We start from the raw sequence: 26,096 nt of genomic DNA, 5'->3' as shown, positions 1-26,096 counted from the left end.
CAATCAGTTCCTAAATACTTGCTTGCCGGCGTTGCTGGCAGCCGAGGTGTCTCAGGCGGGCGCTGGTCCGGGCGTTAATCCACAGAGTTATGCACAGCGGGTGGACAATGGGCTACTGAGCCACTCTAGGGGATGAAATCGCCAGAAGATAGCTGGGAAGTTGCCTGTGGATAATTACACTGTTGTGGTTCTGCAAAACGCTCTGTGAGCCACTTCATCCACAGGCTTGAAGCCGCTGTTGAACACAACTGTGGATAGATGCGCGGCAGGCTCCCGGTTTGACTGTGGGTGCCTTTTTGCCCTAACGTTGTGAAGTCCTTTGTGTCCGCTTTTGAGATCAGTTGTAACCCCGTACGTTCATCGTTCGGAAGGCAACGGCGGCAGGCACATACAAAACTTAGCGTCGGCCAGTTCTTCCCCTTTTTTGATCGGGTGGGCGCACCTTTGATCCACTGGAGTAACTAACGTGAGCAAGCGGACTTTTCAGCCGAATAACCGCCGTCGGGCCAAGAAGCACGGCTTCCGCCTTCGTATGCGCACCCGTGCCGGCCGCGCCATCCTGGCTGCCCGTCGCGGCAAGGGCCGCGTCGAACTGTCGGCGTAAATAACTGACTTGTCGGTCAGGGTCTATTTGCGGGTTCGACGGTGCTAGCCACCCCTAACCGTCTGCGGACGTCTACCGACTTTTCAACAACTGTACGTTCCGGCGTCCGCAATGGACGCCGGAACTTAGTGTTATATACGGCTCCTATCGGAGCCGGGGAGCCGAGTCGAATCGGCTTCATTGTCTCCAAAGCCGTCGGGAACGCCGTGACCAGGAACCTCGTTAAGAGGAGACTGAGAGAAGCAGGCGCACTTTCCTTGCATACGCATGGAACGGGCCTGGCGGTCGTGGTCCGGGCACTGCCCGCAGCTGCAAATGCGAGCTGGGAGCAGTTGCTTTCGGACTACAACGCCGCACTGGCAGTGACGACGAAGCGATTGAGTGGCTCAGTTCCACGCAATGCTTCGACCGAACACAACGGCACCACAACGGAAGGGACACCGCGTGCATGACATAAGCACCGCCGTCGTTCCTTCCTCAAGCGACCCCTCCGGGAAGGTTCCCCGGCGGAGCCTCTCGGCGGCGGTGGGCACATTCCTCTGGGAGCTGCCCCGCAACATCCTGATCATCCTGCTGAAGACATACCGCAAGGTGATCTCACCCCTGTACGGCCAGGTTTGCCGCTTCTTTCCCTCCTGCTCGGCATATGCCTTGGAAGCAGTGACGGTGCATGGCGCCGTGAAGGGCAGCTGGCTGGCAGCCAGGAGGCTCGCCAAATGCCACCCCTGGAACGCCGGTGGAGTGGACCATGTCCCCGCCGGCCATCGTCATTGGCCCGAAGGCCGGACGCCCACAATTGTTGTACTGAACAATCCGGACCAGTTCCTGGCTGCTCAGGCTGATGAAGAAGGCCGCACTGCGGCCTAACGAATAGGGATATCGTATGGACTTCTTTGGAACGATCATGTTTCCGTTCAAGTGGCTGGTGTCAATCATCATGGTTGCCTTCCACGACGGACTGAGCTTCATCGGCTTGCCCGCCGCCAACGGCTGGACGTGGACCTTGTCGATTATCGGCCTTGTGCTGGTGATCCGTGCTGCCCTGATTCCTGTGTTCGTGAAGCAGATCAAGGCGCAGCGCGGCATGCAGCTGCTGCAGCCGGACTTGAAGAAGCTGCAGACCAAGTACAAGGGCAAGACTGATCAGCTCTCCCGCCAGGCCATGGCCCAGGAGCAGATGGCGCTGTACAAGAAGCACGGCACCAACCCGTTCTCGGCCTGTCTGCCGATGCTGATCCAGATGCCGTTCTTCTTCGCGTTGTTCCAGGTGTTGTCGGGTATCTCCACCAACGCCAAGGAGGGCCAAGGCGTCGGTGCCATGAGCCACGAACAAGTGGTGCAGTTCGATCAGTCCAGCATCTTCGGCGCGCCTCTGTCAGCATCCTTGCTGCACGGCGGGGCTGGCGGCAATGACGTTACGGTCTGGGTACTTTCGATCGTGATGATCGTCGCCATGACCGCTTCGCAGTTCATCACCCAGAAGCAGATCATGGCCAAGAACATGTCCGAAGAAGCTATGGCCAGCCCGTTCATGCGCCAGCAGAAGATGATGCTCTACATCCTGCCGCTCGTCTTCGGTATCGGTGGCATCAACTTCCCGATCGGTGTCCTCATCTACTGGACCACCACTAACCTCTGGACCATGGGACAGCAGTTCTTCGTCATTCGCCGTATGCCTACCCCGGGCTCACCGGCCGCGAAGGCACTTGAAGAGCGCCGCGCTGCCAAGGGCCTGCCCCCGCTGCTGGGTGGCAAGAAAGCCGCGGACGCCGCTGCCGAAGCCGAAGCTGCTGCAGCCGCCGCTGCCGAAGCCCGTGCCCAGCGCGTCCAGCCACAACGTAAGAACAGGAAGAAGAAGTAATGTCTGCCGAGAGCACTGAAGAAGTTATCGCCGCCGTGACTGAAGAGCAGGATGACTCCCAGGAAGAGACGCAATCCAAGACGGCAAGCCGCTTGGAAGAGGAAGGCGACATCGCCGCCGACTACCTCGAAGAACTTCTTGATATAGCCGACATCGACGGCGACATCGACATTGAGGTCCGGAACGGACGTACTTACATCTCCATCGGTACGGACGAAGAGTCTGAGGCCCTGGACAGCCTGGTGGGGCGCGACGGTGAGGTCCTCGAGGCCCTGCAGGAACTCGCCCGCCTCTCCGTTCTCTCCGCTACCGAGACCCGCTCACGCCTGGTGCTGGACATCAACGGCTACCGCAAGGAGCGCGCAGGCGTTCTCCAGCAGATCGCCGAAGACGCAGTGGCCAAGGTTAAGGCAGACGGCGGGACTGTGGCCCTCGAACCGATGAGCGCTTACGAGCGCAAGATTGTCCATGATGCCGTGGCTGATCTTGGATTCGTCTCCGAGTCCGAAGGCGAAGGCGCTGGCCGTCACATCGTCGTTTCGGCTGACTAGAGCCCATGGTCGAAATCACCGCAGCAGAACTGGCAGCTGCAGAGAAGATCTTTGGGGAGCGCCTGGATCTTGCCAAGCGCTACGTTGAGCACCTGGCCACGTCAGGAACAGAACGTGGGCTGATTGGCCCGCGCGAGGTTCCCCGTTTGTGGAGCAGGCATGTTCTCAACTGTGCAGTGATCGAGTCCGCCATCGCAAGGAACAGCCACGTTGCCGACGTCGGTTCCGGCGCCGGGCTACCTGGTCTCTGCCTTGCCATAGCCCGCCCGGATCTCGAGTTGACCTTGATTGAACCCTTGGAACGTCGAGTCATCTGGCTTCAGGAAGTGGTGGATGACCTGGGACTGGACAACGTCACCATCATGCGGACACGTGCCGAGTTGGCCGTAGGCATGGTGGACGCTGACGTCGTCACAGCCAGGGCTGTATCAGCGCTGACCAATCTGGCCGGGCTGACCATCCCGTTGCTTAACGGCAGCGGAGAGGTAGTGGCCATCAAGGGTCGCAGTGCTTCTGAAGAGATAGAGAAGGCCGGCAAAGTCATCCGCAAGCTCGGGGGCGTGGAAACGTCTGTCGTGGTTTGCGGGCAGGAGCTGCTGGAAGAACCCACCACTGTGGTGAGGATTATCGTCAAGAAGCACGGAAAGACGGCGTAGATACCGCTTGGTTTCCCGCGTGTCGGCGGCTGAGCGGTTAGGCTAGAGAACGGCAGCAAGCGCCGAATGAGAGTGAGAGTGTGACCAGTGGGCAGTAGTGAAACTTCCACGCAACGGATACCCCCCTTTATGTCCTTGGGGTCCGCGCGGGCCATGGCTACACCCTCTTCGTCTCTCCAGTCCGCGATTGTGCGCACTGATTCAGTTGCAAACGCTGCAGTTTCACGTGAAACCGTCTCAGATGGAGTGCAGAACGTCATGGATTCCATCGATGATTCCAGCCCAATAGCGCGGCAGCTCGCGAATGAAACGCGGCGCCGAGAGCGCTTGATCGGCCGTGAACTTCCCAAGCCGGAAGGGACACGTATCTTTACGGTTTCCAACCAAAAAGGCGGGGTGGGTAAGACCACTACCACTGTGAACATTGCAGCAGCCCTGGCCTCGGCAGGCCTCAACGTGCTCGTGATCGATATCGATCCGCAGGGAAACGCATCTACGGCCCTGGGTATTGAGCACCATGCAGATGTAGACAGCATCTACGACGTCCTCATCAACGATCTTCCGTTGAAGGAGGTCGTGGCCCCATGCCCCGACATTCCCAACCTCATCTGCGCGCCGGCGACCATTCACTTGGCTGGCGCTGAGATTGAACTCGTTTCGCTGGTGGCCCGTGAGCAGAGGCTCCGGCGTGCCATTGATGTCTATGCCAAGGAACGAGAGAAGAACGGTGAGGGCCGTCTGGACTTCATCTTCATCGATTGCCCTCCCAGCCTGGGTCTGCTCACTGTTAACGCTTTCTGCGCAGCCAGTGAGGTTCTCATTCCCATTCAGTGTGAGTACTACGCCCTTGAGGGACTGAGTCAGCTACTCAAGAACATTGAGATGATCCAGAAACACCTCAATGCTGACTTGGTGGTCTCGACCATCCTGCTCACGATGTATGACGGCAGGACGAACCTTGCCGCACAGGTCGCATCAGAGGTACGCCAGCACTTCCCCCAACAGGTCCTGAGTGCGGTGGTTCCGCGCTCGGTGCGTATCTCTGAGGCGCCGAGCTACCAGCAGACCGTCATGACTTACGACCCTTCATCGAGCGGCGCGCTGTCCTATATGGAAGCCGCAGCCGAAATCGCTGAACGTTAGAATTCTTGAAACACAGCAACAGCCAGGGCAGGTCCGTGCTCGGCTATTCCATCGGAGGGATGAATCAATGAGCGAAAAGCGAAGGGGCCTCGGCAGGGGTCTTGGGGCTCTCATTCCTAGCTCGGCCGCGGCCCAGGGAAATGGCTCAGCGCCGTCCCGCCCCGTGGACCTGTTCTTCCCGGAAGCACGTAGGGCCTCGGAACCGACAGTTGAATCTCCGCGTGAGGAGTCGGTGCCTGCCGATTCAGCGCCGGCAGCTGCGAAGTCATCACCCGCGACGTCAAAAACCAAGGCCCCTGCGGCGAAGTCACCGGCCAAGAGCGCGTCAGCCAAGACGCCTGCTGCCAAGTCCAGCGCGAAACGTTCTGCCGACGCTGCGTCCACTGCCGTCGAACAGCCCGTGCCTTCTTCGGATGCAGATGTCCAGGTTCCCTCAGCTCGTGCAAAGGCTCCCTCGGCACCCCAAAGCAACGACGTCGAGTTGGTGGAGGTTCCCGGGGCTCGGTTCGCTGAGATCCCGGTCGGTGATATCCATCCGAACCGTAAACAGCCCCGCTCCGTCTTCGATGAGGACGACATGGCTGAACTGGTTCACTCCGTTCGGGAAATAGGGGTTCTCCAGCCAATTGTTGTACGAACCTCAACCGAAAAGGGTGGAGAACCGTACGAGCTCGTTATGGGCGAGCGTCGGTGGCGGGCAGTACAGGCCGCAGGGCTGGAAACCATTCCTGCGATTGTCCGGGATACCACGGACGACGACCTTCTCCGAGATGCTCTTCTGGAGAACCTGCACCGTAGCCAGCTGAACCCCTTGGAAGAAGCTGCAGCGTATCAGCAGCTCTTGGAGGACTTTGGTACTACGCACGAGCAGCTGGCAGATCGCATCGGCCGCTCACGCCCGCAGGTCTCCAATACACTGCGCCTCCTCAAGCTTCCGCCGTTGGTGCAGCGTCGTGTGGCCGCTGGTGTCCTATCCGCAGGCCATGCACGGGCTTTGCTTGCCCTTCCGGATGCGGCCGCAATGGAACGCCTGGCGCAGCGTATTGTCGCCGAGGGTATGTCTGTGCGTGCCACCGAAGAGGCAGTGACGCTTTACCAGGATCCCACCACGCCCGCGAAGAGCAGCATTCCCAAGCCAAATGCTCGGCATGAGCGGCTCGATTACCTCGCTTCCTCACTTTCGGACCGTTTGGACACGAATGTGAAGATCACTTTGGGCGCCCGTAAGGGACGAGTAAGCATCGAGTTCGCCAGCGTTGAGGACCTCAACCGCATTATGGATGTTCTGGGTCCGGGTTCTGAAGACTAAGCTAACGCGCAATTACTGAAGGGCTCCACTCATTGAGTGGGGCCCTTCCTCTCTTTCCAGATCGATGTGCCCTTTTTGGGGGTTTCTGGCCTTGCACCGTGAGGCACCGTTTCATTCCCGGCGGGCGCGCGGAACGGTTCTCTCGATCCGCGCCGGCGCTGGGTGTTGGTGCATCGCAGAGTGGGGCTGACTAACTGATTTGACTAGGACTGGCGTGTTTCACGTGAAACACGCAGTGCCGGGGTCTAGAAATCTCCGGCAATCTACTCATACAGATGCCGTCTCAGTAGCGTCTCGCGCTGTGGTTAGGCCCTCTCTTTGGGTGTCTGAGCTGTCAGCTCTCTTAGCAGTTGGTCGAAATCATGATTTAGTGCCGGGACGTCTACCTAAGATCTTGATATTGGAATAACTCGGGATTCCATGTGCTGGGAGCACAGGTTTGTTCCGCCGGTATCTGAAACCACGCCAGATGTTCACGGTGTTTCACGTGAAACCTGCGGCCGCCCTATTCTCCGTGTCGAAATCAGCGCAATGCGCCGTGCAGCGCCAAAAGCACTCTTCCGGCCATAGGCGATCCCCTTCAAGTCGCCCTGGACACAACTGAGGAACGAACCTTACAGCAGCCAGCGGCGACAGAGAATGCCCGAGAGGTCCATGCGTACCTGTTTACGGAGATGCGGTGCCTGCAGTGATACATCTTGTACTTTGACATTGCTGGTTTCACGTGAAACACCCAGACTGACCGTAGGGCTATGGTCCGCTGGTTTGCCTCCTTGGCTGAGTCGTATCACTGCCTTTGGACTAGGCATAGGATCCTTCTGATTCGGGTCAGGATCAGTCTCCTCCCACGCTTCTACATTCGATATCCCAAGCCGTGGGGGCTCAGTTTCCCGTCTGTTTCACGTGAAACATTGCCATACAAATCTACTAAAACGGAATAGGGTTCACATTGTCCTCTAAGGAGGTTGCTCCGCATACTCTGGGCCAGAGGAATGTTGCTGGCGTCTGGGCCTAGCGGTCTGCATAGACCGTCTTAGCTGCAACCGGACTTTGCCTGAGGGTGCCTGCAGAGCTGGCGACTGCGGACCCGGACTTCGCTGGCCTCGTTGTCTTGGAGTCATGAGACACTGCTGCAGGGTGCAGGATGATAAGAAGCACGGATGGCCGACCCGTCGCACATAGTCCGGCAGGTCCGGAGAACCAGATAGGTCGCGTCGCACCAAGTGCGAAGCAGCCGCCGTAACTGGTTGGGCTGGATGCTCGCATAGTTCCCTGGCTCGCAGCCAACCAGAGTGTCCTCGGAAGGGCCATTGGCATATGCCGGTGCCATCGTCGGAACAGCAGCAACGCGGCTAAGGTGTGGCAGTGAACGTTCGATTGCCCAAATGGCTAGGCGTAGTCCTCAATTGAATGGTTGTCACAGCGCTGTTCGAGCTGTGGAGTCGAGCATCTGGGTAGTTACGGTGTACAGCACCGTGGGTGTGTGGAGTCCTATAGTGATCCAGCGTCTCGGTGATGGCTCAGCCGCGGCCACTCATCTAGCGATGTTGACTACTCCCCCAAAGCTTGGGCTAGCGAGGTCTCGGAGCGTCCATGGGTGTCGGGAGTGTCGAAGGCCCTATGAGCCATGAGCCAGCCCAGGTTGGCACCTTCAGAGGTGAATAACGGGCCTAGGTGGTCTTGGACAACCTATACTTCGTTCCGTCCGTAGGCGTTCTGCTCTGTGCAATCTCATCGTCTCCGCCGTGGGGATTCTGGCTAGGCCGGCAGTATCCGGCATCCGTCCCTACACTCCCCCGTACTACGCACCCTGGATCGCGTACGCTGAGTACGGGGTCGAGGCTTGAATTGGTCGGATGTTGATGACGAATATTGAGCCCGCATGCACACACTATTGTTCTGGCGATTCGACGACTGGCTTTTTAGGAGGCTGAGTAGACGGCTGCCCTACTACGACGCCATCAGCCGGCGCACCTGCAGTCGCTGCATAGGAGCCGTCGTCCCCGACTTGTTTCACGTGAACGAAGAGAGGACCATTACCTCGTAGTGGTTTAAACCGTCCGTTACAACTGTGCATATCGCAGTGGATAAGCCTGTGGATATCTTTGGGGATAACGTTCGGCCGATGCGGGTCGAGTGAGTGAGCGAATATGACTCGGCGGCCTCCTCAGAGCCCGCCCGCCGGATGGTCTGAAGTGATGCGGCAAGGCCTGTTCTCGGGGTGATCCCGACTGGAGGAAATTGACCTTCAACAGGGGTTTATGACACGTAAAAGCGCTGTATTCTTGCGCAATTTCGGAACTTTCGAGCCCAATCAGTTTGGGCCCTGTGCATTGGAAGCAACTTCACGAAAAGATGCCACAGATGTCCCACTGTCTTGGCTATCCTAGTGGGATGGTGAGATTGAACACCCGCAGTGGATAAGCCTGTGGATAACTATGTGCATAAGAAGAGGGCTCTCCTGCGGATAACTTGGGAATGACGGCTAGGATCGATCCTGATCCATCCGAGAGCACGACAGAGTTGAGGCCTTCGCCTAGGCCGGCGATTGGCGCGGACGGTAGGGTGATCCCCTCCCGGTCTCAGCTTGGGATGACAGAACTGGAATGACGGCCGACACCTGTGGCTGCTGACGGAGCATTGCGCCGAACGTGCCTAAGATGCCGAGCACCTAGGTGCGTGAATCATCGGATGTTCTGTCACGGATAGCCATAGCGACTGAGATACGAGCTGCCTCATGTTGACGCACATGCATTCTCCTAGCTCCGCATAAACAGTGCGCCACCTGGAGACACTGAACCGTGGCCGCAGTCAGTGTGGTGTAGGGGCCGAGTAGCTGACAGAGTTCCCCTGCCTCAGCAACCAGAAGCCGGGTTCAGCATGGGCAAGTATCTCGTGATCCTATTCGGCCGTCGTAGTAGGCATCGTCGCAGTACGCCTCACACCACGGGTTCAGTGAGGAGCCGCTCAGAGTCTACTGAGAGAATAGGTGCCCTCCGTAGTCGCTGGCTAGAGAGCGTTCTGTGGTTCGGTTTCACGTGAAACGACCCAAAGGCGGGCATGCCGTTGACGTTCCCTCGCGAAGAGTTGTCGCCTTTAGCCCACAGGGCAATGTGCGGAATCTGGACACGCTGACGGCGTACCCGCCAATCCGACAGCTGAATACCTGAAATCACAAGGCGTCTTGTAGACCTGCTGCGATCGTCGACATGGGCTTGGGCCGTCAGGCTGAACACTCTTGCGGTCGGGTGACACGATCATCCTCAGAGAAGAGGCAATCCCGCCCTTGAGCTACTTCTCGGTGGCTTCGATTCAAAAGGCAAAGCAGCAAGCCCCATGGGCGTTCCGGTCACGCGCCGTGCTCCTCACGAGATGCCCGCTCCACAGCAGCAAGCAGCAAGAGTCCTAACGGCGGCAGTCATGGGATGTCTTGCTTGTGATCAGATTCGAGTGTGCTTCCCGGGACACTGGTCGTCGTGAAATTAAGGATACGTTTCACGTGAAACAGACAATCCGTGTCTCTGTGGGGTTACCGCGGAGAGGTCTCCTCGGAACGAGTCTGCTTGGAGGTGGAACGTTCTGATGCTTTCGCGAATGGGCCTGGTTCAGAGTCTTGAACCTTCAGTTCGCGGAAGTCGTCTAAAGGGATACTCCGGGTCATACGAGCGCTTCTACACTAGCCTAGAGGCTGTTGGTCGCAACTCTGCCACTTCATGCCACTTCAGGGCTCTGGCAGCCATGGAAGCACGCCTAGAGCGGACAGCATGCCGCTGCTTCGGAATCTGGTTCGGGAAAGGCCGCGATCGCCTTACAAGGCCCGCTGAGCATCCGGAGAGGCCTCCCTGAGGGCATACGTCCCGGTAGGGACCGTTGAAAGGACTTCCGAGGCCGCCGATAGCGCTGAAGGCGCATACGCGTTTGCTGTGCAGCCGGTGGTACGGCTGCTCGCCGACCGCAGCGCATACTTCATCGTTGGAACCTGAGACATCCATTCCGTTGCATTTCCGGATGAGACCGTGAATGAATCCAATTGTCGGGATCGGATTCAGTCGCCGTTGGCCTACCCCGTAGTGCTGCCGTAGTGCTATCACCGTGGTGTCGAACGGATCCGATTGGTCCTGTTTCACGTGAAACTCCGAGCAGAGGGTGCCGGCCATTTCAGTGCCTGGAGGTCGTTTCACGTGAAACAGGAGGCCCCTCCTACCGAATTCCGAATAGGAACTTCGATCGCCCTCTTGCTCTGTTAGAAACGCTAGATGTCATTGTGACGCAGGAAGTGGGCTGATCCACTCGTCACTACATCTGAACTTGGGCTTTGAAGGCCGCGCTCTTGCCGCGAAAGCTCTGATTCTCGACTCCATCAGCGTCGTCTCCGTAATGGTGCGGCGAGGTACACATCCCAAATGGGAACACCGGCCTCTACCAAAGACGAAGCTGTCACTCTTCTTAGCTGAGCCCAGGTGCTGGGTCATCCCATAGCCCTCCCAGGCCGCAACTTGCCCCTCTTCGGCCAGAACGTGAGAATACTTGCGGCCCCTTGATCTATGGAGGAGCCATGACCACACCATTCGGGTTGTCTCAGGACTTAGCTCGCGGTCGAATCGGCATCAACTCTGAGCTTCGCGTGCATCACGTTACGCGCACTGTCGGGCGGCGGGGCTATTCGCGCTTACAGACAGAAGAAGTGATGTGGAGGAGGGTCGGGTGGGAAGGGGCCGGTTTGTGGAGGAGGGTCGGGTGGGAAGGGGCTGGGGTGTGGAGGAGGGTCGGATATGAGGGAGGTTTGTGCGATTTCCCCCTACCCCAGGTAGGGAAAGGCGCTAATTCGCCGTCGCATGCAACAGAACGCTTCCAGCCGATGCACTGGCAGGTATGAGACTGGTAGAGGCTGATCTTTACTAACAACAAAAAACCGGCGGTCCCGCGCCCCTTGGGGAGCGGAACCGCCGGCTGCAGACTATCCGGTTGCGGCGTAAGCCTTAGGACAGGACGTCCGCGAATTCCTTTTCGAAGAACTGCTTCGGCTTGGCGCCGATCACGGTGCTCTTCACTTCTCCCCCGCTGAACAGGTACACAGCAGGGATGGAAGTGATGCCGTACTCGGCAGCGATTGCCGGGTTGTCATCGACGTTCAGCTTTACGACGTCAACCTTCTCGCTGTACTCAACGGAGATCTCGTCGAGGATGGGACCGAGTTTGCGGCAGGGGCCGCACCACTCTGCCCAGAAGTCCACGATGACCGGCTTCTCAGAAGCCAGGACATCCGTGCTGAAGCTTGCGTCAGTTACGTCTTTTGCGTTGCTCATAACTTTTCCCTTCGTATGGTTGCTTGGATGCAGCTTAGGAGTGCAGGTCTGCGAGGTAGTGTTCGACGTCGAGGGCTGCGACACAACCGGAACCGGAAGCCGTGATGGCCTGGCGGTAAGTCGGATCGATGACGTCGCCCGCAGCAAACACACCCTTGATGTTGGTCCGCGAACTACGACCCTCAACGGCGATGGTTCCCTCGGGAGTCAGTTCGACTTTGCCCTTGACCAGATCCGTACGTGGATCGTTGCCGATAGCCACGAAAACACCCGTAACTGCGAGCTCGGACTCGGTTCCGTCCACCAGGTTCTTCAGCTTCAGGCCAGTGACCTTATCCTCACCGAGGACGTCTTCAACAGCCGTGTTCCAGACGAACTTGATCTTCTCGTGAGCCTGGGCGCGGTCACCCATGATCTTGGAAGCCTTCAGGGTGTCGCGGCGGTGGACAACGGTGACCGACTTGGCGAACTTGGTGAGGAAGAGTGCTTCTTCCATCGCGGAGTCGCCACCACCGATCACTGCGATGTCCTGATCCTTGAAGAAGAAACCGTCGCAGGTTGCACACCAGCTAACGCCGTGGCCTGAGAGTCGCTTCTCGTTGGGCAGACCGAGTTCGCGGTACGCCGAACCGGTGGACAGGATAATGGCCTTCGCCTGGAAGGTCTCCCCCGTGCCGATGGTGACGGTCTTGATGTCGCCGTCGAGATCCAGCTCGGTGACGTCCTCGAACTGAATTTCAGTGCCGAATCGGGCAGCCTGCTTCTCGAAGTTCTCCATAAGGTCCGGGCCCATGATGCCATCAGGGAATCCCGGGTAGTTCTCAACGTCCGTGGTGTTCATCAGTTCGCCACCGGCAGTGACGGAACCGGCAATGAGCAGAGGCTTCATGTTGGCACGGGCGGTGTAAACAGCGGCTGTGTAGCCGGCGGGGCCTGAACCTACGATGATGACGTCACGCACCTGCGATGCGCTGTTTTCTGCAATGCTCACGTGGCGTGAACCTCTTCCTTAGTCGATGCTGCGGCTTTCGGGGCAGCCACCTGACTCAACCCCTTATGTGTTCCAAATATTCCGTTGGAGTTGGGGACCCTAAAAGCCACCAACATTCAGGGTACCGTCTGGACACCTGCCTTATCGAAGCGGTGACGCTGGCACAGACAGCAGTAAGGGCCGCCCCGACGAATCGAAACGGCCCCTCTGATAACTCCCCGGATGTGACTACTGAACGGAAACTTCAGCGAGCCGGAGCCCGAAGTTGTACTGCGTCTTGGGTGCGGCCAGCTTGGGCAGCGCCTTGATGACAACAATGACGTACTGGGCCTTTGTGGGGCTTGCCAGCGGAATGGTCAGTTCCGGGGATGTGAAGCTGTTGGTGCCTACGAGCTTGGCGCCATCCATGGCCGGCCGATCGTTGGTGAACACGCTGATGTTTCCACCGGAACCGCCCAGCTGGTTGAGGACCACGGACTTGATATCCGCCGGTTCCTTCAGCTTGATCATGAGCGGCACCTCTTCTGACAGGCCGCCCCAGTTGGCCGAGGCAAACTCCATGTCAGACCAGTAGCTGGCTGCGTTGCCATCGAAAGCCTTGCCGAGGTCCTTATCGAACGTCGCTGCGAACGGGAAGTTGCCGAGGCGGGTGATCTCCTCGATGGCCGGCGGAGCCGCAGGCGGAGCAGTCTCCGTGGGCGGGGGCTCCTCGCTGGTGGACTCCGAGGGCTGCGGCGTGGAGCTGCTCTGCGTGGCAGCAGGCTGGCCGCTGGGCAGGAGACTTCCCAAATTGGTGACCGCGAGGACAAGACCCACGATCAAGACGGCGGCAAGGAGGCCGCCCACGAGCCAGCGCAGCGACCGAGGCTCCTTTTCGGGAGCCTCTTCCTCATAAACGTCGTCTTCGTCTGAGTAATCCTCTGTGACAGCCGACGACGCCGGGAAGCTGCTTGCCGCCCGGTCGTAGCCTGATTCGCCGCTTCGGTTGGAAGCCGCGGTGCCCGCAGCAGACGCGCCACCGGCCGCGGCGCCACTCTCCGCGTAGCCGTAGTCTTCCTCTGACCAGAGGGACACCTTGGGTTCGCGGGCCTGTTCGCGGCCGGGAGCTGCCTGCGACGAAACAGCCTCCGACGAAACAGCCTGCGTGGGCGTCTCAGCGGCCGGACCGGGTGTGGCAGCTGCCGACGAGCCGGCGGCAGCACCGGCGTCGTTGTTGTTCTTTGAACCGGCGTTCTTCTTCAGCGCGGACGCGGCGGCAACACCTGCTGCACCGGCCCCGGCGGCGGCAGCTGCGAGCTTTCCCGCGATGCCGCTCTTGGCGGACGACGGATTGGACGCCGGCATGGGCGGCACGTGGGGTGCGCTGCGTGTGGGTGCGGCAGGCTCAGGTTCATCATCCGACTCGGGGGTGATGGCATAGCCGTTTTCGTCGTACTGGATGTACTCGGCCTCGTGCTCGTCGTCCTCGTAAAGGCCGTCGTAGGTTTCCGGCTCATAGGTGCGCGCCTGGCCGAAGATCTCACTGCCCAGGGTCTCTGTGAAGAACGGTTCGATGTAGGGCGGGTTGGTAGCCACCACCAGGTCCAGCAGATCCGGTGCGGTGCTGTGGTTGGTGATCAGGTACGTGGTGTTTTCGCTGATGCCGAGGTCCAGGATCTGGACGTGCCCGGGGCGCTCCCCTGTGGCCACTTCGCGGGCGCTCTGCGCAACCTGTTCGGCGTTTCCGGGACCGGCAACAAGGATGCTCACGGGACGGTTGAGGACCTGGTCCACGCCGTCGAGCACCTGATCTTGGTCATGCGAGGTCAACACATTGGCCGTGACCTTGTAGCGGCCGCCAAGTACTGATCCGACGTCGATCGGGTGGGACACGTGTTCCTCCTAGGCTGTCCGGGAGCTGCGGGTCCTGCATACGGCCGGCCCGGCTAGCCGGTTCCACCGCTTTTGCAACTACCTATATTCGTTTCTAGCCTAGCGGATTCAGTGCCGCCGCCCATGTTGGCGGCACCGGCTCACTTCCTGCGGTTTCGCGGAACAGGGAAGTACGGATTGCGTCCGGCCTCGCCTTGGTATGTCCGGCGGCCCGGAAGCGGTACCGATGGGCGGAACCTGCCACCCTGCGCTGTGCTCGGTTCGTCTTCCTCCGGAAGATACACCTTGGGTGCATCCGGCTGGTCCGGTGCAGGTTCGGCGGCGCGCTGGGGAGCCACTGCGGGTCCGGCGCGGAAGGACGCGGCGTCGAACTCGCCGGAGATACGCGGGATCAAGCCGGTATCATCCGAGACCGTGGCGCGCGCCGCCGTCGTGGGTTCTGCGGGGGCGCCAGCAGGCGCGGGCGTGCCGCGTCCCAACCGGCTCATCAGCGGACGCAGGAGGTCACGAAGTTCGGTGACGTGGAAGACGCGAAGCAGGACAAGATAGGCCAGCAGCATGACGGGTCCGACGACGGCCACCGTCACCAAGGCGGCCGGGCGGCTGCTCCACGCGAAACCGTCAGAACGGTAACTGCCAAGCAGCCACAGTGCGAGGGCGCCGGCCAGGGCGGAGCCCAGCCCCGCGTAGCCCATGCGGATGTATGAATTGGCGATCCGGGGACCGTCCAGGTGCCCCAGCAGGCGGCGCAGGAACACCACGCTGATCACGACGGACAGGATGTTGCCCAGCATGTACAGGATGGCGATCGCGTAGATGATCTGGCCGACGGGGAGGAACTGGATGAAGAAGGCACCCACAACGTAGATGACGGCCAGCCACAACTGGACATACAGGGGCGTACGGGCGTCCTCGTTGGCGTAGAACACGCGGGACATCATGAAGTTTGCGCTCAGGAACGGGGTGCTCAGGGCAAGGATGGTGAGTGTCTGCGCCAGCATCACGCCGTCTTGCCTTTCACCACCGGAGAAGAACATGCCCAGCGGCCCCGCCAATGCGAACAGCGCCAGGGCGCCGAAGACCGTGGCAACAGCCATGGTGCGGAGACCATGCGAGAGGGCGTCGCGAAGCTCGGCTTTGTTGCCGTCCTGCGAAGCGCGTGTCATGCGGTTGAAGAGGACCGTGGCCAAGGACAAAGCGATGATCGAGTGCGGCAGCAGGTACAGCTGGCTGGCCACCTCCAGGACGGCGTTGCCTGGCAGGACAGCGGCAGCCGCCCGGTCTCCGGCGTTGTCCAGGCGGAGGCGCTCGGCGCCGGGGATCGTGGCGATCCTCATGACGTACAGGAACGCCAGCTGCCCGACGGCGGCAGTCGCCAGTGTCCAAACGCTCAGCTTGGCTGCCTGGCCGAGTCCAACGCCGCGCCATCCAAAGCGGGGACGCAGGCCAAGGCGCAGCTTGAAGACGGGGATCAGCAGGATGGCGGTTTGGGCCACCACGCCGAAGGTGGAGAAGCCGGCGAGGAGGAACGTTTGGGTTGGCCCCCAGTTGTCCAGAGTGTGGGGGTTATCGATGTTGGCGCCGAGGATCCAAATGAACAGTCCCAGGCCGGCGATGGCCACGAGGTTGTTGAGGATGGGGGCCCACATGGCGGGCCCAAAAGCCCCGTGGGCGTTGAGGACCTGCGTGAGTAGGGCATACAGCCCGTAGAAGAAGATCTGGGGCAGGCACCAGAGGGCGAAGGTGACCGCCAGGGCCTTCTGCTGCTCGGAGTATCCCTGGGTGGTGAGGTCAATGACGAGCGGCGCCGCGAGGGTCACCAAGGCCGTGAGTGCCAGTAGCACCAGCACAGCCAGCGTCAGGAGCCTGCTGATGTAATCCGCGCCCCTGTCCGGAGCCTTGCTGGCCTTGATGATCTGCGGAACCAGGACGGCGTTGAACACGCCGCCTGCCACCAGCAGGAAGATCAGGTTTGGCAGGTTGTTCGCGTTAATGAACGTGTCATTGACCGTGGAACCCAGGCCGAGGGCGGCACCGAGCATCCAGGTTTTGGCGAAACCAAGGAACCGGGAAACGAGCGTCCCTGCGGCCATGATGGCGCTGGAACGTGCTTCTCCGGATTGAACGGACTGGGTTGTTTTGGCTTCAGACATCGCCCTTATCGTCCCATGTACCCGGGTCAGAGGTGTTCGGGCAGCACTTCCCGTGCCAGGTCGGCGATGCGGCGTTCGTTCGGGAAGGACAACTTTCGGGCCAATTCCTGGATGGGAACCCACGCAGCATCCACGGCTTCCTGGTCCGGATCATTCTCGATGGTCAGCTCGCCACCGGTTGCCCTGAGCAGGAAGTGGTGCACCGTTTTGTGGACGCGGTGGCCGCTCACAGTGAACCAGTAGTCGATGCTGCCAAGCGGTGCCAGGATGCTGCCTTCGATCCCGGTTTCCTCGGCGATCTCGCGTACAGCAGCTTCCTCGTTGTTCTCCCGGCCTTCCGGATGGCCCTTCGGCAGGCACCACTCGAGACGGCCACCCCTATTAAGGCGGGCGATGATCGCAACCCGGAGTTCGCCGTCGGACGTGTCAACTACGACACCACCGGCGGACACTTCCTCAACCGTCGGAAGCGAGGCCTGCACCGGGTGCTGCGGGGCAGGCGCGACGTGGGCACCGATTGCCGACGGCAACGGTGCGTTTGTCCTCCTGCCAGGAGCGCTCGGAATCGGGTTGGCCATGTGGTCCACTCTAACGACTCTTGCCCCGGAGTGATGACCGGGACATGGCCACAAGATGGACTGCAGGAGATGCCCGGCGGACGCATGCCTGATTTCGCATGGAACAGTGGCCCAATGCAGCGCAAAAATCTGCCAAGCTTAAGGAACTATGGCGCACGTATTGGACAGCTCTTCTGTTAACTTCACCATCGATCCGGTGGTGCTCGACCTCGGGCAGCGCTTTGTCGACGCCGGATTCGAGCTGTCCTTGGTGGGTGGCCCCGTGCGTGACCTCTTTCTGGGCCGGACCTCTCCGGACCTCGATTTCACCACCGACGCCACGCCGGACCAGACCATCACCGTCATCAAGAAGTGGGCGGACAACTTCTGGGAAATCGGGCGCGCCTTCGGCACCATCGGGATGCGGAAGAGCGGCTTCCAGATTGAAATCACCACCTACCGGGCCGAGGCGTACGATCCCGATTCCCGCAAGCCGGTGGTCGCGTTCGGCAACTCCCTGACCGACGACCTGCTGCGCCGGGACTTCACCATCAACGCCATGGCACTGCGCCTGCCGAGCCTGGAGCTGGTAGACCCCTTCGGCGGCGTCCGCGATCTGCACGCTTCCGAGCTCGCCACACCCGGCGCACCTGAGTCGTCCTTCTCGGACGACCCCCTGCGCATGATGCGCGCTGCCCGTTTCGCATCCCAGCTGGGCGTGTCGGTCCATGACGACGTGCGCCTGGCCATGTCCAACATGGCCGATCGCATCAAGATCATCTCGGCAGAGCGCGTCCGCGAAGAGCTGGTCAAGCTGATTAACGGTGCGCACCCGCGCGTAGGCATCGACCTGCTGGTGGACACTGGGCTCGCCGAATTCGTACTGCCCGAGGTCTCCGCCCTGCGCCTGGAATCCGACGAGCACCACCGGCACAAGGATGTGTACCAGCACTCGCTGCAGGTCCTGGAACAGGCTGCTGCGCTGGAAACCGGTCCTGACGGTCCGGTTCCCGGCCCCGACTTCGTGTTGAGGTTCGCTGCGTTGATGCACGACGTCGGCAAGCCGGCGACGCGCCGATTCGAACCGGGCGGTGCGGTGAGCTTCCGCCACCACGACGTCGTGGGCGCCAAACTGACGGCCAAGCGGATGAAGGCACTGCGGTTCGACAACGAGTCCATCAAAGCTGTTTCCCGCCTGGTTGAACTGCACATGCGGTTCTACGGCTACGGTGACGCCGGCTGGAGCGACTCCGCGGTCCGCCGTTACGTGACCGACGCCGGCCCCCTGCTGGAACGCCTGCACCGGCTCACACGTTCAGATGTCACCACGCGTAACCAGCGCAAGGCCGACCGTTTGTCCTTCGCTTACGATGACCTTGAGCACCGCATCACGGCGCTCTTGGAGCAGGAGTCGCTGGCAGCTGTCCGGCCCGACCTGGACGGAGCGCAGATCATGGCACTGCTGGGACTGAAGCCCGGACCCGTGGTGGGACGCGCCTACAAGTTCCTCCTCGAAGAGCGGATGGAACACGGGCCGCTCTCACCGGAGGAAGCTGAGCAGAAGCTCCTGGCATGGTGGGAAGAACAACCCGAGTCCGCCGCCGTCGTCGAGCCTTCGACCGAAACTGAGGAGCCCTCATGAACGCTGTGACTTCCCCGCGTCCGCAACTTTGGATCCTTCGCCACGGTGAAACGGAGTGGTCCAAGAGCGGTCAATACACGGGACTGACGGATCTCCCCCTCACTGTCGAAGGCGAGCAGCAGGCCGTGGAGGCGCGGAAGGTGCTGGAAGGCATCGACTTCGACCTCGTCCTGACCTCGCCGCTGCGACGTGCCCGGAGGACAGCGGAACTCGCCGGCTATCCGGACGCCGTTCACGAGCCACTCGCCGTGGAATGGAACTACGGCGACTACGAAGGCATCAGCTCCGATCTCATCCGCAAGGACAACCCGGAGTACCTCATCTGGACCGACGGAGTGCCCAACGGAGAGACGCTGGATGAAGTAGCTGCCCGGGCCGACAAGATCATTGGGCGTGTCCTGGAATCGGGCATGGACAATGTCCTGGTTGTGGCACACGGACATTTCTCCCGGATCCTCACAGCGCGTTGGCTCGAAATGGACGCCCGCGAAGGCCGGCACTTCATTCTCGGAACCGCGAAGGTGTGCACGCTTGGTTGGGATAAGCGGACGCCCGCAATTGTCCGCTGGGGCCTCTAAACCATTAAATTTGAAAACTTTTGGCAAATTAGCCAATTGTGCTGGTCAAACTCCGTGTTCATGGGGTACGTTATATCTTGTTCCCAGAGCGACCCGCCGGGAACCAGGCGCGCATTCACCGGTTAGTCAGCCGCGACAATGCCACAGCAGGCTGTTACGGCCAGAAAAGGAGGTTGGGAAAATGATTACTTTGACTAGCGGACGGAAGTTGACCGTCACTGCTACCCCGGCCTCTGCTGATGACGCGCGCCGTTTTTGCTCTCTGACCCACTCCTGATTCACCGGACCGGCCTGACGCCGGCGGTGTTCATGGCCACCACTCTCCGTGGTTGGCGTTCTGAGTAGTCAGTTGTAGGCGCGGACCCACGCAGCATGCCGCGGGTGCGCAGTTTCCCCAAAGTTCGGAACCAGCTTCTTGTTGGGTCGACTGCAGGAAGCACGCGCTTTTATGCACGACGATTCGGGTTCTCCTGATTCGGTCCGCAAAATCCCCTTATTGGCTTCGGCTATTTATGTCCTTTTGGCTGTTATTTTCTTCGAAATAAATAGCTCTAGTTGTTGTGCCTAAATGCCGGGTAATTCTTTGTGAAAGGAGGTGAACCATGCAAAAACACCCCGAAGAGATGCGTTTCTACAAGAGCAGCGATGCTCCCAAGGACCGCACACTGTTTAACGGCCAGCTGCTCGACCAGCGCCGTGAAGACGTTTTCGTTGTCCTGCACCAGATGGGACTCATCCGTTGATTCCCCTGAGCCGGCCACGAAGGAGTTCAGATGCCGGATATCCATGCTGAACCTCAAGGAGCCCACGCGGCTACGCGTGGGCTCCCCCCTTTTAACTGGGTCTGGTCCGGCTTAACTGGGTCGGGTTAGGCCATGACTGTAAGCTCGATTCATGCAGGAGACGAAGCCGCACCGGCAACGAAAACGTGCCCGCTTTGTTGTTCCCAGCCGCAGTGACTCCCTGCTTCGAAACTTCACGGAGCTGGTGGGCGGTCCATTGGGCAAACGCTCGTCTCCCGGAGAGGTTTCAGCGCGCCCGTTCACTGTTGAACGGGTACTCATCGTCCTCACTGTGATCGCGGCTCTTTTGGCCGTGCTCGCAAAGGACTACTGCCGGGTCAATGGCTGGGAAACGCCCGGCCAGTTCTACGCCACCTGCTACTCAGACTTCCCCGAGCTCTTCAAAAACCGCGGCCTGGGCGATGGCGTTTTTCCGTTCTTCACCCAGGGCAGCCTGTTTGAGTACCCGGTGCTCATGGGGATCATTGCCGGGGTCACCGCGCTCATGGTTCCCGGCCAGGGGGTGGGAAGTGAGCGGATCCTGGGGTATTTCGACGTCAATGCGACGCTGATTGTGGCGGTCTGGATGGTCACAGTCATCCTCACTGCCCGGATCAACAAGCGTCGCCCGTGGGATGCCGCCATGGTAGCCGTTGCACCCGGGATCATTCTTGCCGGCTTTATTAACTGGGACATGTGGGCCGTAGGGTTGCTGGCCTTGGGCATGTACTTCTTCGCCCGGGACAAGTTGATCCTTGCCGGCGTGTTCATAGGCCTTGGCACAGCCACCAAGCTCTATCCATTGTTGATCCTCGGTGCCGTTCTGGTCCTTTCGCTGCGCAGTGGAAAGTTCCGGGCCTTCTTCGTCACTGCCGGAGCCGCCTTGGCGTCCTGGCTCGCTGTGAACCTGCCCCTCGCGGCACTGAATCCAGCCGGATGGCGCTACTTCTTCGAGTTCACGCAATCCCGGCCAGCCGGCTACAGCTCGCCCTGGTTCGCTTACAACCTGGTGGCGGACCGCCTGCAATGGATGCAGATGAACGCTGCAACCATCAACACGCTGGCCCTCTACCTGTTTATTGCGGCGTGTGCCCTGATTGGAATCCTGGCTTTGTGCGCGCCACAGCGTCCGCGCATCGCCCAGCTGGCCTTCCTGATCGTGGCCGCCTTCATCCTCACCAACAAGGTCTACTCCCCGCAATTCGTCATCTGGCTTATCCCCCTGCTGGCCCTGGCACGGCCGCGTTGGCGCGACTTCCTCATCTGGCAGGCAGCAGAGGGGCTCCACTGGGCGGCGATCTGGATGTACCTTGGACAGGCCACCAGCGGAGGGTCCGTCCAGCACAACCTGGACATGTCCTATTACGTCCTGGCGGTGGGCCTGCACATGGTGGTTACCGCATACCTGATGGCGCGGATCATCATGGATATCTGGGATCCTGCCCAGGATCCCCTGCGGATCGACGGCGAAGACGATCCCCATGGCGGGCCCTTCGACGGAGCCCGGGATTGGTTGCGCGTCGACCTCTTCCGGCCGTCGCGATCTGTGTTCCCGTGGAGTCCTCGGCGCGACAGCAGTTCCACAGCAGCCCAGCAATCGGAGGTAAGCAGCGATGGTTGATGTCGCCGTCGTCGGGGCCGGTCCGAATGGTCTGGCCGCTGCCGTGGTCATGGCCCGCGCGGGACTGGACGTGACGTTGTACGAGGCCGCCGATGACATTGGAGGTGGCTCGCGCACCACCGAGCTGATCGAACCCGGCTTCCTGCATGACGTCTGTTCGGCGGTGCATCCGATGGCCTTGGCCTCGCCGTTCTTCCGGGAGTTCGAATTATCCCGTCGCGTGGATCTGCGCATTCCCGAGGTCCAGCACGGTACACCGCTGGACACAGGCGGGGCGGCGGTGGCGTACCAGTCCCTGGAACGGACCGTCGCAGAGTTGGGCGTGGATGGTCCGGCCTACGGGCGACTTCTCGGTCCCCTGCTGGCACGGGTTGATGGCGTCGTGGAATTCACGTCGAACCAGTTGCTCCGCCTGCCGAAAGACCCCCTTGCGGCGCTGCTGTTCGGACTGGCAACCCTCGACCAAGGCACCCCGCTGTGGGGCCGGCGTTTCCGGGAGGAAGCAGCTCCGGCGCTCCTGACGGGGGTCATGTCGCATGCCCTCGGATCCCAGCCGGCACTCAGTTCCACGGGCGCTGGATTGTTGCTAAGTGTCCTGGCCCATGCCGGCGGCTGGGCGGTGCCGGTTGGTGGTTCCATGTCCATCGCCAGGGCCATGGCAGATGACCTGACCTCCCATGGCGGAACCATCCGCGTGGGTGAGCGCGTGGATTCCCTGGACCAAGTGCGGCCCGCGAAAGCCATCCTGCTGGACGTTGCGCCACCGACGCTGGCGCGCCTAGGTGGATCTGAAGTGCCCGACCGCTACCGACGCGCCCTGGAAGCATTCCGCTTTGGGAATGCTGCCTGCAAGGTGGACTTCATCCTTTCGGGTCCCGTTCCCTGGCGCTCTCCGGAATTGGCCAAGGCCGGAACAGTGCATGTGGGCGGTTCGCGGCGGGCCATGGCCGAATCCGAAAACCTCGTGGACATGGGCAAACACCCCGCTGAGCCCTATGTGCTGGTCTCCCAACCGTCACTGGTGGATGCTTCGCGTGCCCCTAAAGGGCGTCAGATTCTGTGGACTTACTGCCATGTCCCCAAGAACTCCACGGTGGACATGGCAGAAGCCGTTATCGCCCGCATAGAGCGGTACGCGCCCGGGTTCCGTGACGTGGTGGTGGCATCGAAAACCACGACGGCGGCGGAACTGTCCGCGTACAACGAGAACTATGTGGGTGGGGACTTCAGCGCCGGAATGCTGGACTTGCGTGGCTTGGTGCAGAGGCCCGTGGTCTCTCCTGTGCCCTGGAGAACCCCCATGCCCGGTGTGTACCTGTGTTCGTCCTCCACGCCTCCCGGCCCCGGAGTTACAGGTATGCCCGGGTACCACGCCGCAAAACATGCCCTCAAGGACATATTCAATGCACGGGTACCCGGGCTGGGCCTGGGGCTCTAGGCGGGTTAGTTGGCGGCCGTGAAACGGGCGCGGCGGTGTGCCGGGCTTTCGATCTCGTCCAGCATGGCCACGGCGTAGTCCTGGGTGGAGATGGTGTTGCCGGCCGGGGAGTCCTTGGCCACGGTGTATTCGCCCGTACGCTCGCCCGGCTGGATAACTGGTGCCGGTGCCAGAACGGTCCAGTCGAGGGATTCAGGGGACTGCTTCACGGCTTCGAGGGCCTTGGCTGCGGTGGTGGCTTCAGCCTTGTAGGCTTCCGGGAAATCCGGGGAGTCGAGGAGGCGGACGCCATCGACTTCCAGGGTGCCGGCGCCGCCCACGATCATCAAACGGGTGCCTTCGGCATTGCTGTAAGCAGTAGCCATGGCGTCCAACCATTCTGCATGGTCGCCGCCGGTGCGGCTGGGGCCCGTCGCCAGCACAACGACGTCGTGGTCCTTCGCGATGGACGCGAACGTCTGGCCGTCGGCCTGGTCTGCGGCCCGGGCGGAAGCGCCGGGAACCTCTGAGCCCTTGCGGGAGATAGCGGTGACCTCGTGGCCACGGGTGATGGATTCGTTGACGATCTGGCTGCCGACCATGCCCGTTGCGCCGTAGACTGCGATTTTCATAGCTCTCCTTGAGGTTGGTATCCTTGCAATAAGACAAAGGTATCTATTGGATACCGATAGCTTCAAAGGAACTCAGTTACCTCATGGATACCAAAGACCTCCCCGCGAACATCCTGGATCCCAATTGCCCGTCGCGCGTGATCTTTCAGCGCATCGGAGACAAATGGGCCTCACTGGTGATTCAGGTGCTCGGCGACGGTCCCGTGCGTTTTTCGGAACTGCGCAAGATGGTGAATGTGGTGACGCCCAAGGTACTGACCCAAACGCTGCGCGCCTTGGAACGCGACGGCCTCATCACGAGGACGGTTTACGCTCAGGTGCCGCCGCGCGTGGACTACCAGCTCACGCCCATGGGTGAGTCCCTCCTGCAGCCGTTGTCGCTCCTGCGTGAGTGGGCCGAGAGCCATGTCCCCACCATCATGGAAGCCCGGGAGGCATACGACGACGCACAGGACCAGGCCCTCCTCGGCTCCCCCAACTAGGGGACGGCACTTGATCCAATGAGGCCCTGTTGGGACGTTTGTTGTCCCTAGTTGGGTTGGGTCGACGGAACCGATGCGCGGCTGATCCGGCCGTCCCGCATGGTGGCAACTGCGTCGGTCAGGGGCAGGAACTCGGTGTCGTGAGTGACCATGACCGTCGCCGTCCGGAAATCGTCAGTGACACGGCGCAGGAGCCGGACGATTGACTCGCTCCGTTCGTGGTCAAGCGCAGCCGTGGGCTCATCTACCAGCAGCACCGTGGGACTCCCCATCAGCGCCCGTGCGATATTCACCCGTTGACGCTGGCCGCCGGACAACTGGTGCGGCCTCTTATGCATCGCTGCAGACAGGCCCACCACATCCAGCAGCTCCTCCGCCGCGCGGCGGGCCTCCTTCACGGCGTTGCCGCGCAGATGCTCGCGGATGAGCAACTGCTCGACGGCGGTCAGCGCCGGCAGCAGGTTGGGTTGCTGGAAGATGATGCCCACTTTGTCCCGGCGGAGTTCTGTGCGCTCCGAATCCTTCAAGCCGGAGACATCCTGCCCATCGATGACCACCAGGCCGGCGGTGGGCTTGACCAATGTTGCGGCAACAGCCAGGAGTGAGGACTTGCCCGAGCCGGACGGCCCCACCAGGGACAGGAATTCGCCCCTGCCGACGCCCAAATCCACGCTATCCAGCGCTTTGAGGGTGGAGCCGCCGTCCGGGTATTCGAGCGAAACGTTCACGAGGGTCAGTGCGGAATTCATGATGTATGCCTTTCGAAGAATGTGTTAGTTGCCGCCGAGGGCCAGCAAAGGGTCCACGGTGGTGACTTTGCGGACAGCCAGGACGGCACCGGCGAGCCCAAGGACGACTATCCCTGCCACCGGCAGCAACGTGGTGAGCGGGGTGACAAGGAAAGGTGCTGCTTGGGCGGCCAGGATTCCACCGGCCAGGCCAACTGAGCCTCCGACAGCTGCCCCTGCCAGCAACACGAGCGCTGCCTGCGCCAGGGCATCCCTCAGGACGTATCCGGAGGATGCACCCAAGGCCTTGAGCACGGCAATGTCCCTGGTGCGCTGCACTGTCCACACCGTCAGAAAGGCCACGATCACGAGGGCGGAAATGCCGTAGAGGAACGCCTGCATGAGGAGCAGCGAGCCGTTTTCGCTCTTGTAGGATGCCAAGGCCTGGAAGGAAGCCGTGGGGTCGGAGCTGACCGTACCGGCGGCCGCATTGGCGGCATCGACGCTGACGGAAGCGTCGTCGTCGTACGTCACGGTGAGGACAGTTGCCGTCCCAGGTGCGGCGTGGGCGACAGCGCGCCAGGTATCGAGCGTGGTCCAGACGACGCCGGTGTGTGAGTACCACTGGTCCTCCACAATGTCGGAGACCGTCAGGTCGGTGCCTCCCACACGGAGCCGGCTGCCCTTCGTCAGGTTGAGCTCCTTCGCCAATGTCTTGCCCACGACTACGGTCCCGTCCTCCACAGCGGATGGAGCTTCCGAACCACCGAAGACGGCCACGTTCGCAGTGCCACTGGGGCTGCCGCCGTTGGCCAGGGATTGGACCCGCGACTGGCTGATGCCCAGCGCCTGTGCGGATTTCACGCCCTGCTGGTCACGCCAGGTCTGAAGCTGGGCGGTGGAAACTTCCGATTCCGTGTAAGACGCTTTCGGTTCGCCGCCTGCCGGTGCGCCGAAAACGATCTGCTGTGCGGGTAAGGCCGCTATGGCTGACGTGGACTGGTTGCCCAATCCCGCGGTCAGACCGGACAGCATGACGAGCAGCAGCGTGATGAGGGCAACCACGCTGCCCATGAGGGCGAACCGGCCTTTGGCGAAACGAATGTCGCGGATGGCGAGAAACATCGGATTCCTTCTGTTGTTGCGGGCTTGTTCCGTTGCCTTCAACTCTTCCGGCGATGGGCCCCGCGGACATCGTGAGCCGGATGGAT

22 protein-coding genes are annotated in these 26,096 nt (G+C 60.9%); 14 read left to right on the top strand and 8 right to left on the bottom strand.

The genetic code is table 11. From position 1 onward, the window contains the following. Positions 1-466 precede the first annotated feature (466 nt). From rpmH to JMY29_RS20105, 8 genes are all read left to right on the top strand, one after another. Positions 467-604, top strand: coding sequence for a 50S ribosomal protein L34 (gene rpmH, locus JMY29_RS20140; RefSeq protein ID WP_011776797.1), 138 nt, complete (start codon positions 467-469; stop codon positions 602-604). 41 nt (positions 605-645) lie between these two features. Continuing rightward, positions 646-1,056: a ribonuclease P protein component gene (rnpA, locus tag JMY29_RS20135; RefSeq protein ID WP_079582047.1), complete on the top strand. Its 411-nt coding sequence runs from the start codon at positions 646-648 to the stop codon at positions 1,054-1,056. Continuing rightward, the gene (yidD, locus tag JMY29_RS20130; protein ID WP_026267272.1) at positions 986-1,471 is read left to right on the top strand and encodes a membrane protein insertion efficiency factor YidD; all 486 of its coding nucleotides are present in this window, start codon (positions 986-988) and stop codon (positions 1,469-1,471) included. Before rnpA ends, yidD begins: the two co-directional genes overlap by 71 nt. 16 nt (positions 1,472-1,487) lie before the next feature. Further along, positions 1,488-2,465 carry a membrane protein insertase YidC gene (gene yidC / locus JMY29_RS20125; RefSeq protein ID WP_018778484.1) on the top strand — a complete coding sequence of 326 codons (978 nt, stop codon included), beginning with the start codon at positions 1,488-1,490 and terminating at the stop codon, positions 2,463-2,465. Continuing rightward, entirely contained in the window at positions 2,465-3,016 is a 552-nt protein-coding gene (locus tag JMY29_RS20120; protein WP_189076462.1) for a Jag family protein, read from the top strand. The genes yidC and JMY29_RS20120 overlap by 1 nt, the downstream gene beginning before the upstream one ends. A gap of 5 nt (positions 3,017-3,021) precedes the next feature. After that, positions 3,022-3,672 (top strand): 16S rRNA (guanine(527)-N(7))-methyltransferase RsmG, encoded by a 651-nt coding sequence (gene rsmG / locus JMY29_RS20115; RefSeq protein WP_039238988.1) that lies wholly within the window; start codon positions 3,022-3,024, stop codon positions 3,670-3,672. A gap of 87 nt (positions 3,673-3,759) precedes the next feature. Then, on the top strand, positions 3,760-4,815 hold the full coding sequence (locus tag JMY29_RS20110) for a ParA family protein (protein WP_227453619.1): 1,056 nt from the start codon (positions 3,760-3,762) through the stop codon (positions 4,813-4,815). A gap of 67 nt (positions 4,816-4,882) precedes the next feature. Next, a complete protein-coding gene (locus JMY29_RS20105; protein WP_189076461.1) occupies positions 4,883-6,124 on the top strand; it encodes a ParB/RepB/Spo0J family partition protein in 1,242 nt (413 codons plus the stop codon). Between the two features lie 4,979 nt (positions 6,125-11,103). Here JMY29_RS20105 and trxA read toward each other — a convergent pair. From trxA to JMY29_RS20080, 5 genes are all read right to left on the bottom strand, one after another. Further along, complete coding sequence (gene trxA, locus JMY29_RS20100) at positions 11,104-11,430, bottom strand: thioredoxin (RefSeq protein ID WP_014923339.1); 327 nt, start codon at positions 11,428-11,430, stop codon at positions 11,104-11,106. 34 nt (positions 11,431-11,464) lie between these two features. Next, on the bottom strand, positions 11,465-12,421 hold the full coding sequence (trxB, locus tag JMY29_RS20095; RefSeq protein ID WP_018778491.1) for a thioredoxin-disulfide reductase: 957 nt from the start codon (positions 12,419-12,421) through the stop codon (positions 11,465-11,467). A gap of 228 nt (positions 12,422-12,649) precedes the next feature. Next, a complete protein-coding gene (locus JMY29_RS20090) occupies positions 12,650-14,293 on the bottom strand; it encodes an ABC transporter substrate-binding protein (protein WP_189076460.1) in 1,644 nt (547 codons plus the stop codon). A gap of 140 nt (positions 14,294-14,433) precedes the next feature. Continuing rightward, positions 14,434-16,446, bottom strand: a complete 2,013-nt coding sequence (gene murJ / locus JMY29_RS20085) for a murein biosynthesis integral membrane protein MurJ (RefSeq protein WP_039243546.1) — start codon at positions 16,444-16,446, stop codon at positions 14,434-14,436. Positions 16,447-16,472: 26 nt separating this feature from the next. After that, positions 16,473-16,976, bottom strand: a complete 504-nt coding sequence (locus JMY29_RS20080; RefSeq protein ID WP_018778494.1) for an NUDIX hydrolase — start codon at positions 16,974-16,976, stop codon at positions 16,473-16,475. Between the two features lie 196 nt (positions 16,977-17,172). On the opposite strand from JMY29_RS20080, the gene JMY29_RS20075 reads away from it, so the two are divergent. The 5 genes from JMY29_RS20075 (at position 17,173) to JMY29_RS20055 (ending at position 23,064) form a co-directional block, all read left to right on the top strand. Next, positions 17,173-18,645, top strand: coding sequence for a CCA tRNA nucleotidyltransferase (locus JMY29_RS20075; protein WP_018778495.1), 1,473 nt, complete (start codon positions 17,173-17,175; stop codon positions 18,643-18,645). Next, positions 18,642-19,223, top strand: coding sequence for a histidine phosphatase family protein (locus JMY29_RS20070; RefSeq protein WP_018778496.1), 582 nt, complete (start codon positions 18,642-18,644; stop codon positions 19,221-19,223). Before JMY29_RS20075 ends, JMY29_RS20070 begins: the two co-directional genes overlap by 4 nt. Before the next feature lie 602 nt (positions 19,224-19,825). Then, positions 19,826-19,966, top strand: a complete 141-nt coding sequence (locus JMY29_RS20065) for a hypothetical protein (RefSeq protein WP_189076459.1) — start codon at positions 19,826-19,828, stop codon at positions 19,964-19,966. Positions 19,967-20,117: 151 nt separating this feature from the next. After that, positions 20,118-21,626 (top strand): glycosyltransferase family 87 protein, encoded by a 1,509-nt coding sequence (locus JMY29_RS20060; RefSeq protein ID WP_018778498.1) that lies wholly within the window; start codon positions 20,118-20,120, stop codon positions 21,624-21,626. Next, positions 21,619-23,064 carry a phytoene desaturase family protein gene (locus JMY29_RS20055; protein ID WP_189076458.1) on the top strand — a complete coding sequence of 482 codons (1,446 nt, stop codon included), beginning with the start codon at positions 21,619-21,621 and terminating at the stop codon, positions 23,062-23,064. The genes JMY29_RS20060 and JMY29_RS20055 overlap by 8 nt, the downstream gene beginning before the upstream one ends. Positions 23,065-23,069: 5 nt before the next feature. Here the strand turns inward: JMY29_RS20055 and JMY29_RS20050 are convergent, their stop codons facing one another. Beyond that, positions 23,070-23,675 (bottom strand): NAD(P)-dependent oxidoreductase, encoded by a 606-nt coding sequence (locus JMY29_RS20050; protein ID WP_018778500.1) that lies wholly within the window; start codon positions 23,673-23,675, stop codon positions 23,070-23,072. Positions 23,676-23,758: 83 nt separating this feature from the next. On the opposite strand from JMY29_RS20050, the gene JMY29_RS20045 reads away from it, so the two are divergent. Beyond that, positions 23,759-24,157: a winged helix-turn-helix transcriptional regulator gene (locus JMY29_RS20045; RefSeq protein WP_055976736.1), complete on the top strand. Its 399-nt coding sequence runs from the start codon at positions 23,759-23,761 to the stop codon at positions 24,155-24,157. A gap of 47 nt (positions 24,158-24,204) precedes the next feature. Here the strand turns inward: JMY29_RS20045 and JMY29_RS20040 are convergent, their stop codons facing one another. Both JMY29_RS20040 and JMY29_RS20035 read right to left on the bottom strand, forming a co-directional pair. After that, positions 24,205-24,906 (bottom strand): ABC transporter ATP-binding protein, encoded by a 702-nt coding sequence (locus JMY29_RS20040; protein ID WP_018778502.1) that lies wholly within the window; start codon positions 24,904-24,906, stop codon positions 24,205-24,207. Positions 24,907-24,930: 24 nt separating this feature from the next. Next, positions 24,931-26,010 carry an ABC transporter permease gene (locus tag JMY29_RS20035; RefSeq protein WP_189076457.1) on the bottom strand — a complete coding sequence of 360 codons (1,080 nt, stop codon included), beginning with the start codon at positions 26,008-26,010 and terminating at the stop codon, positions 24,931-24,933. Between the last annotated feature and the right edge of the window lie 86 nt (positions 26,011-26,096).

This window comes from Paenarthrobacter nicotinovorans (assembly GCF_021919345.1).
Classification (GTDB): Bacteria; Actinomycetota; Actinomycetes; order Actinomycetales; family Micrococcaceae; genus Arthrobacter; species Arthrobacter nicotinovorans.
This window is presented reverse-complemented; position numbering and strand designations above follow the sequence as displayed.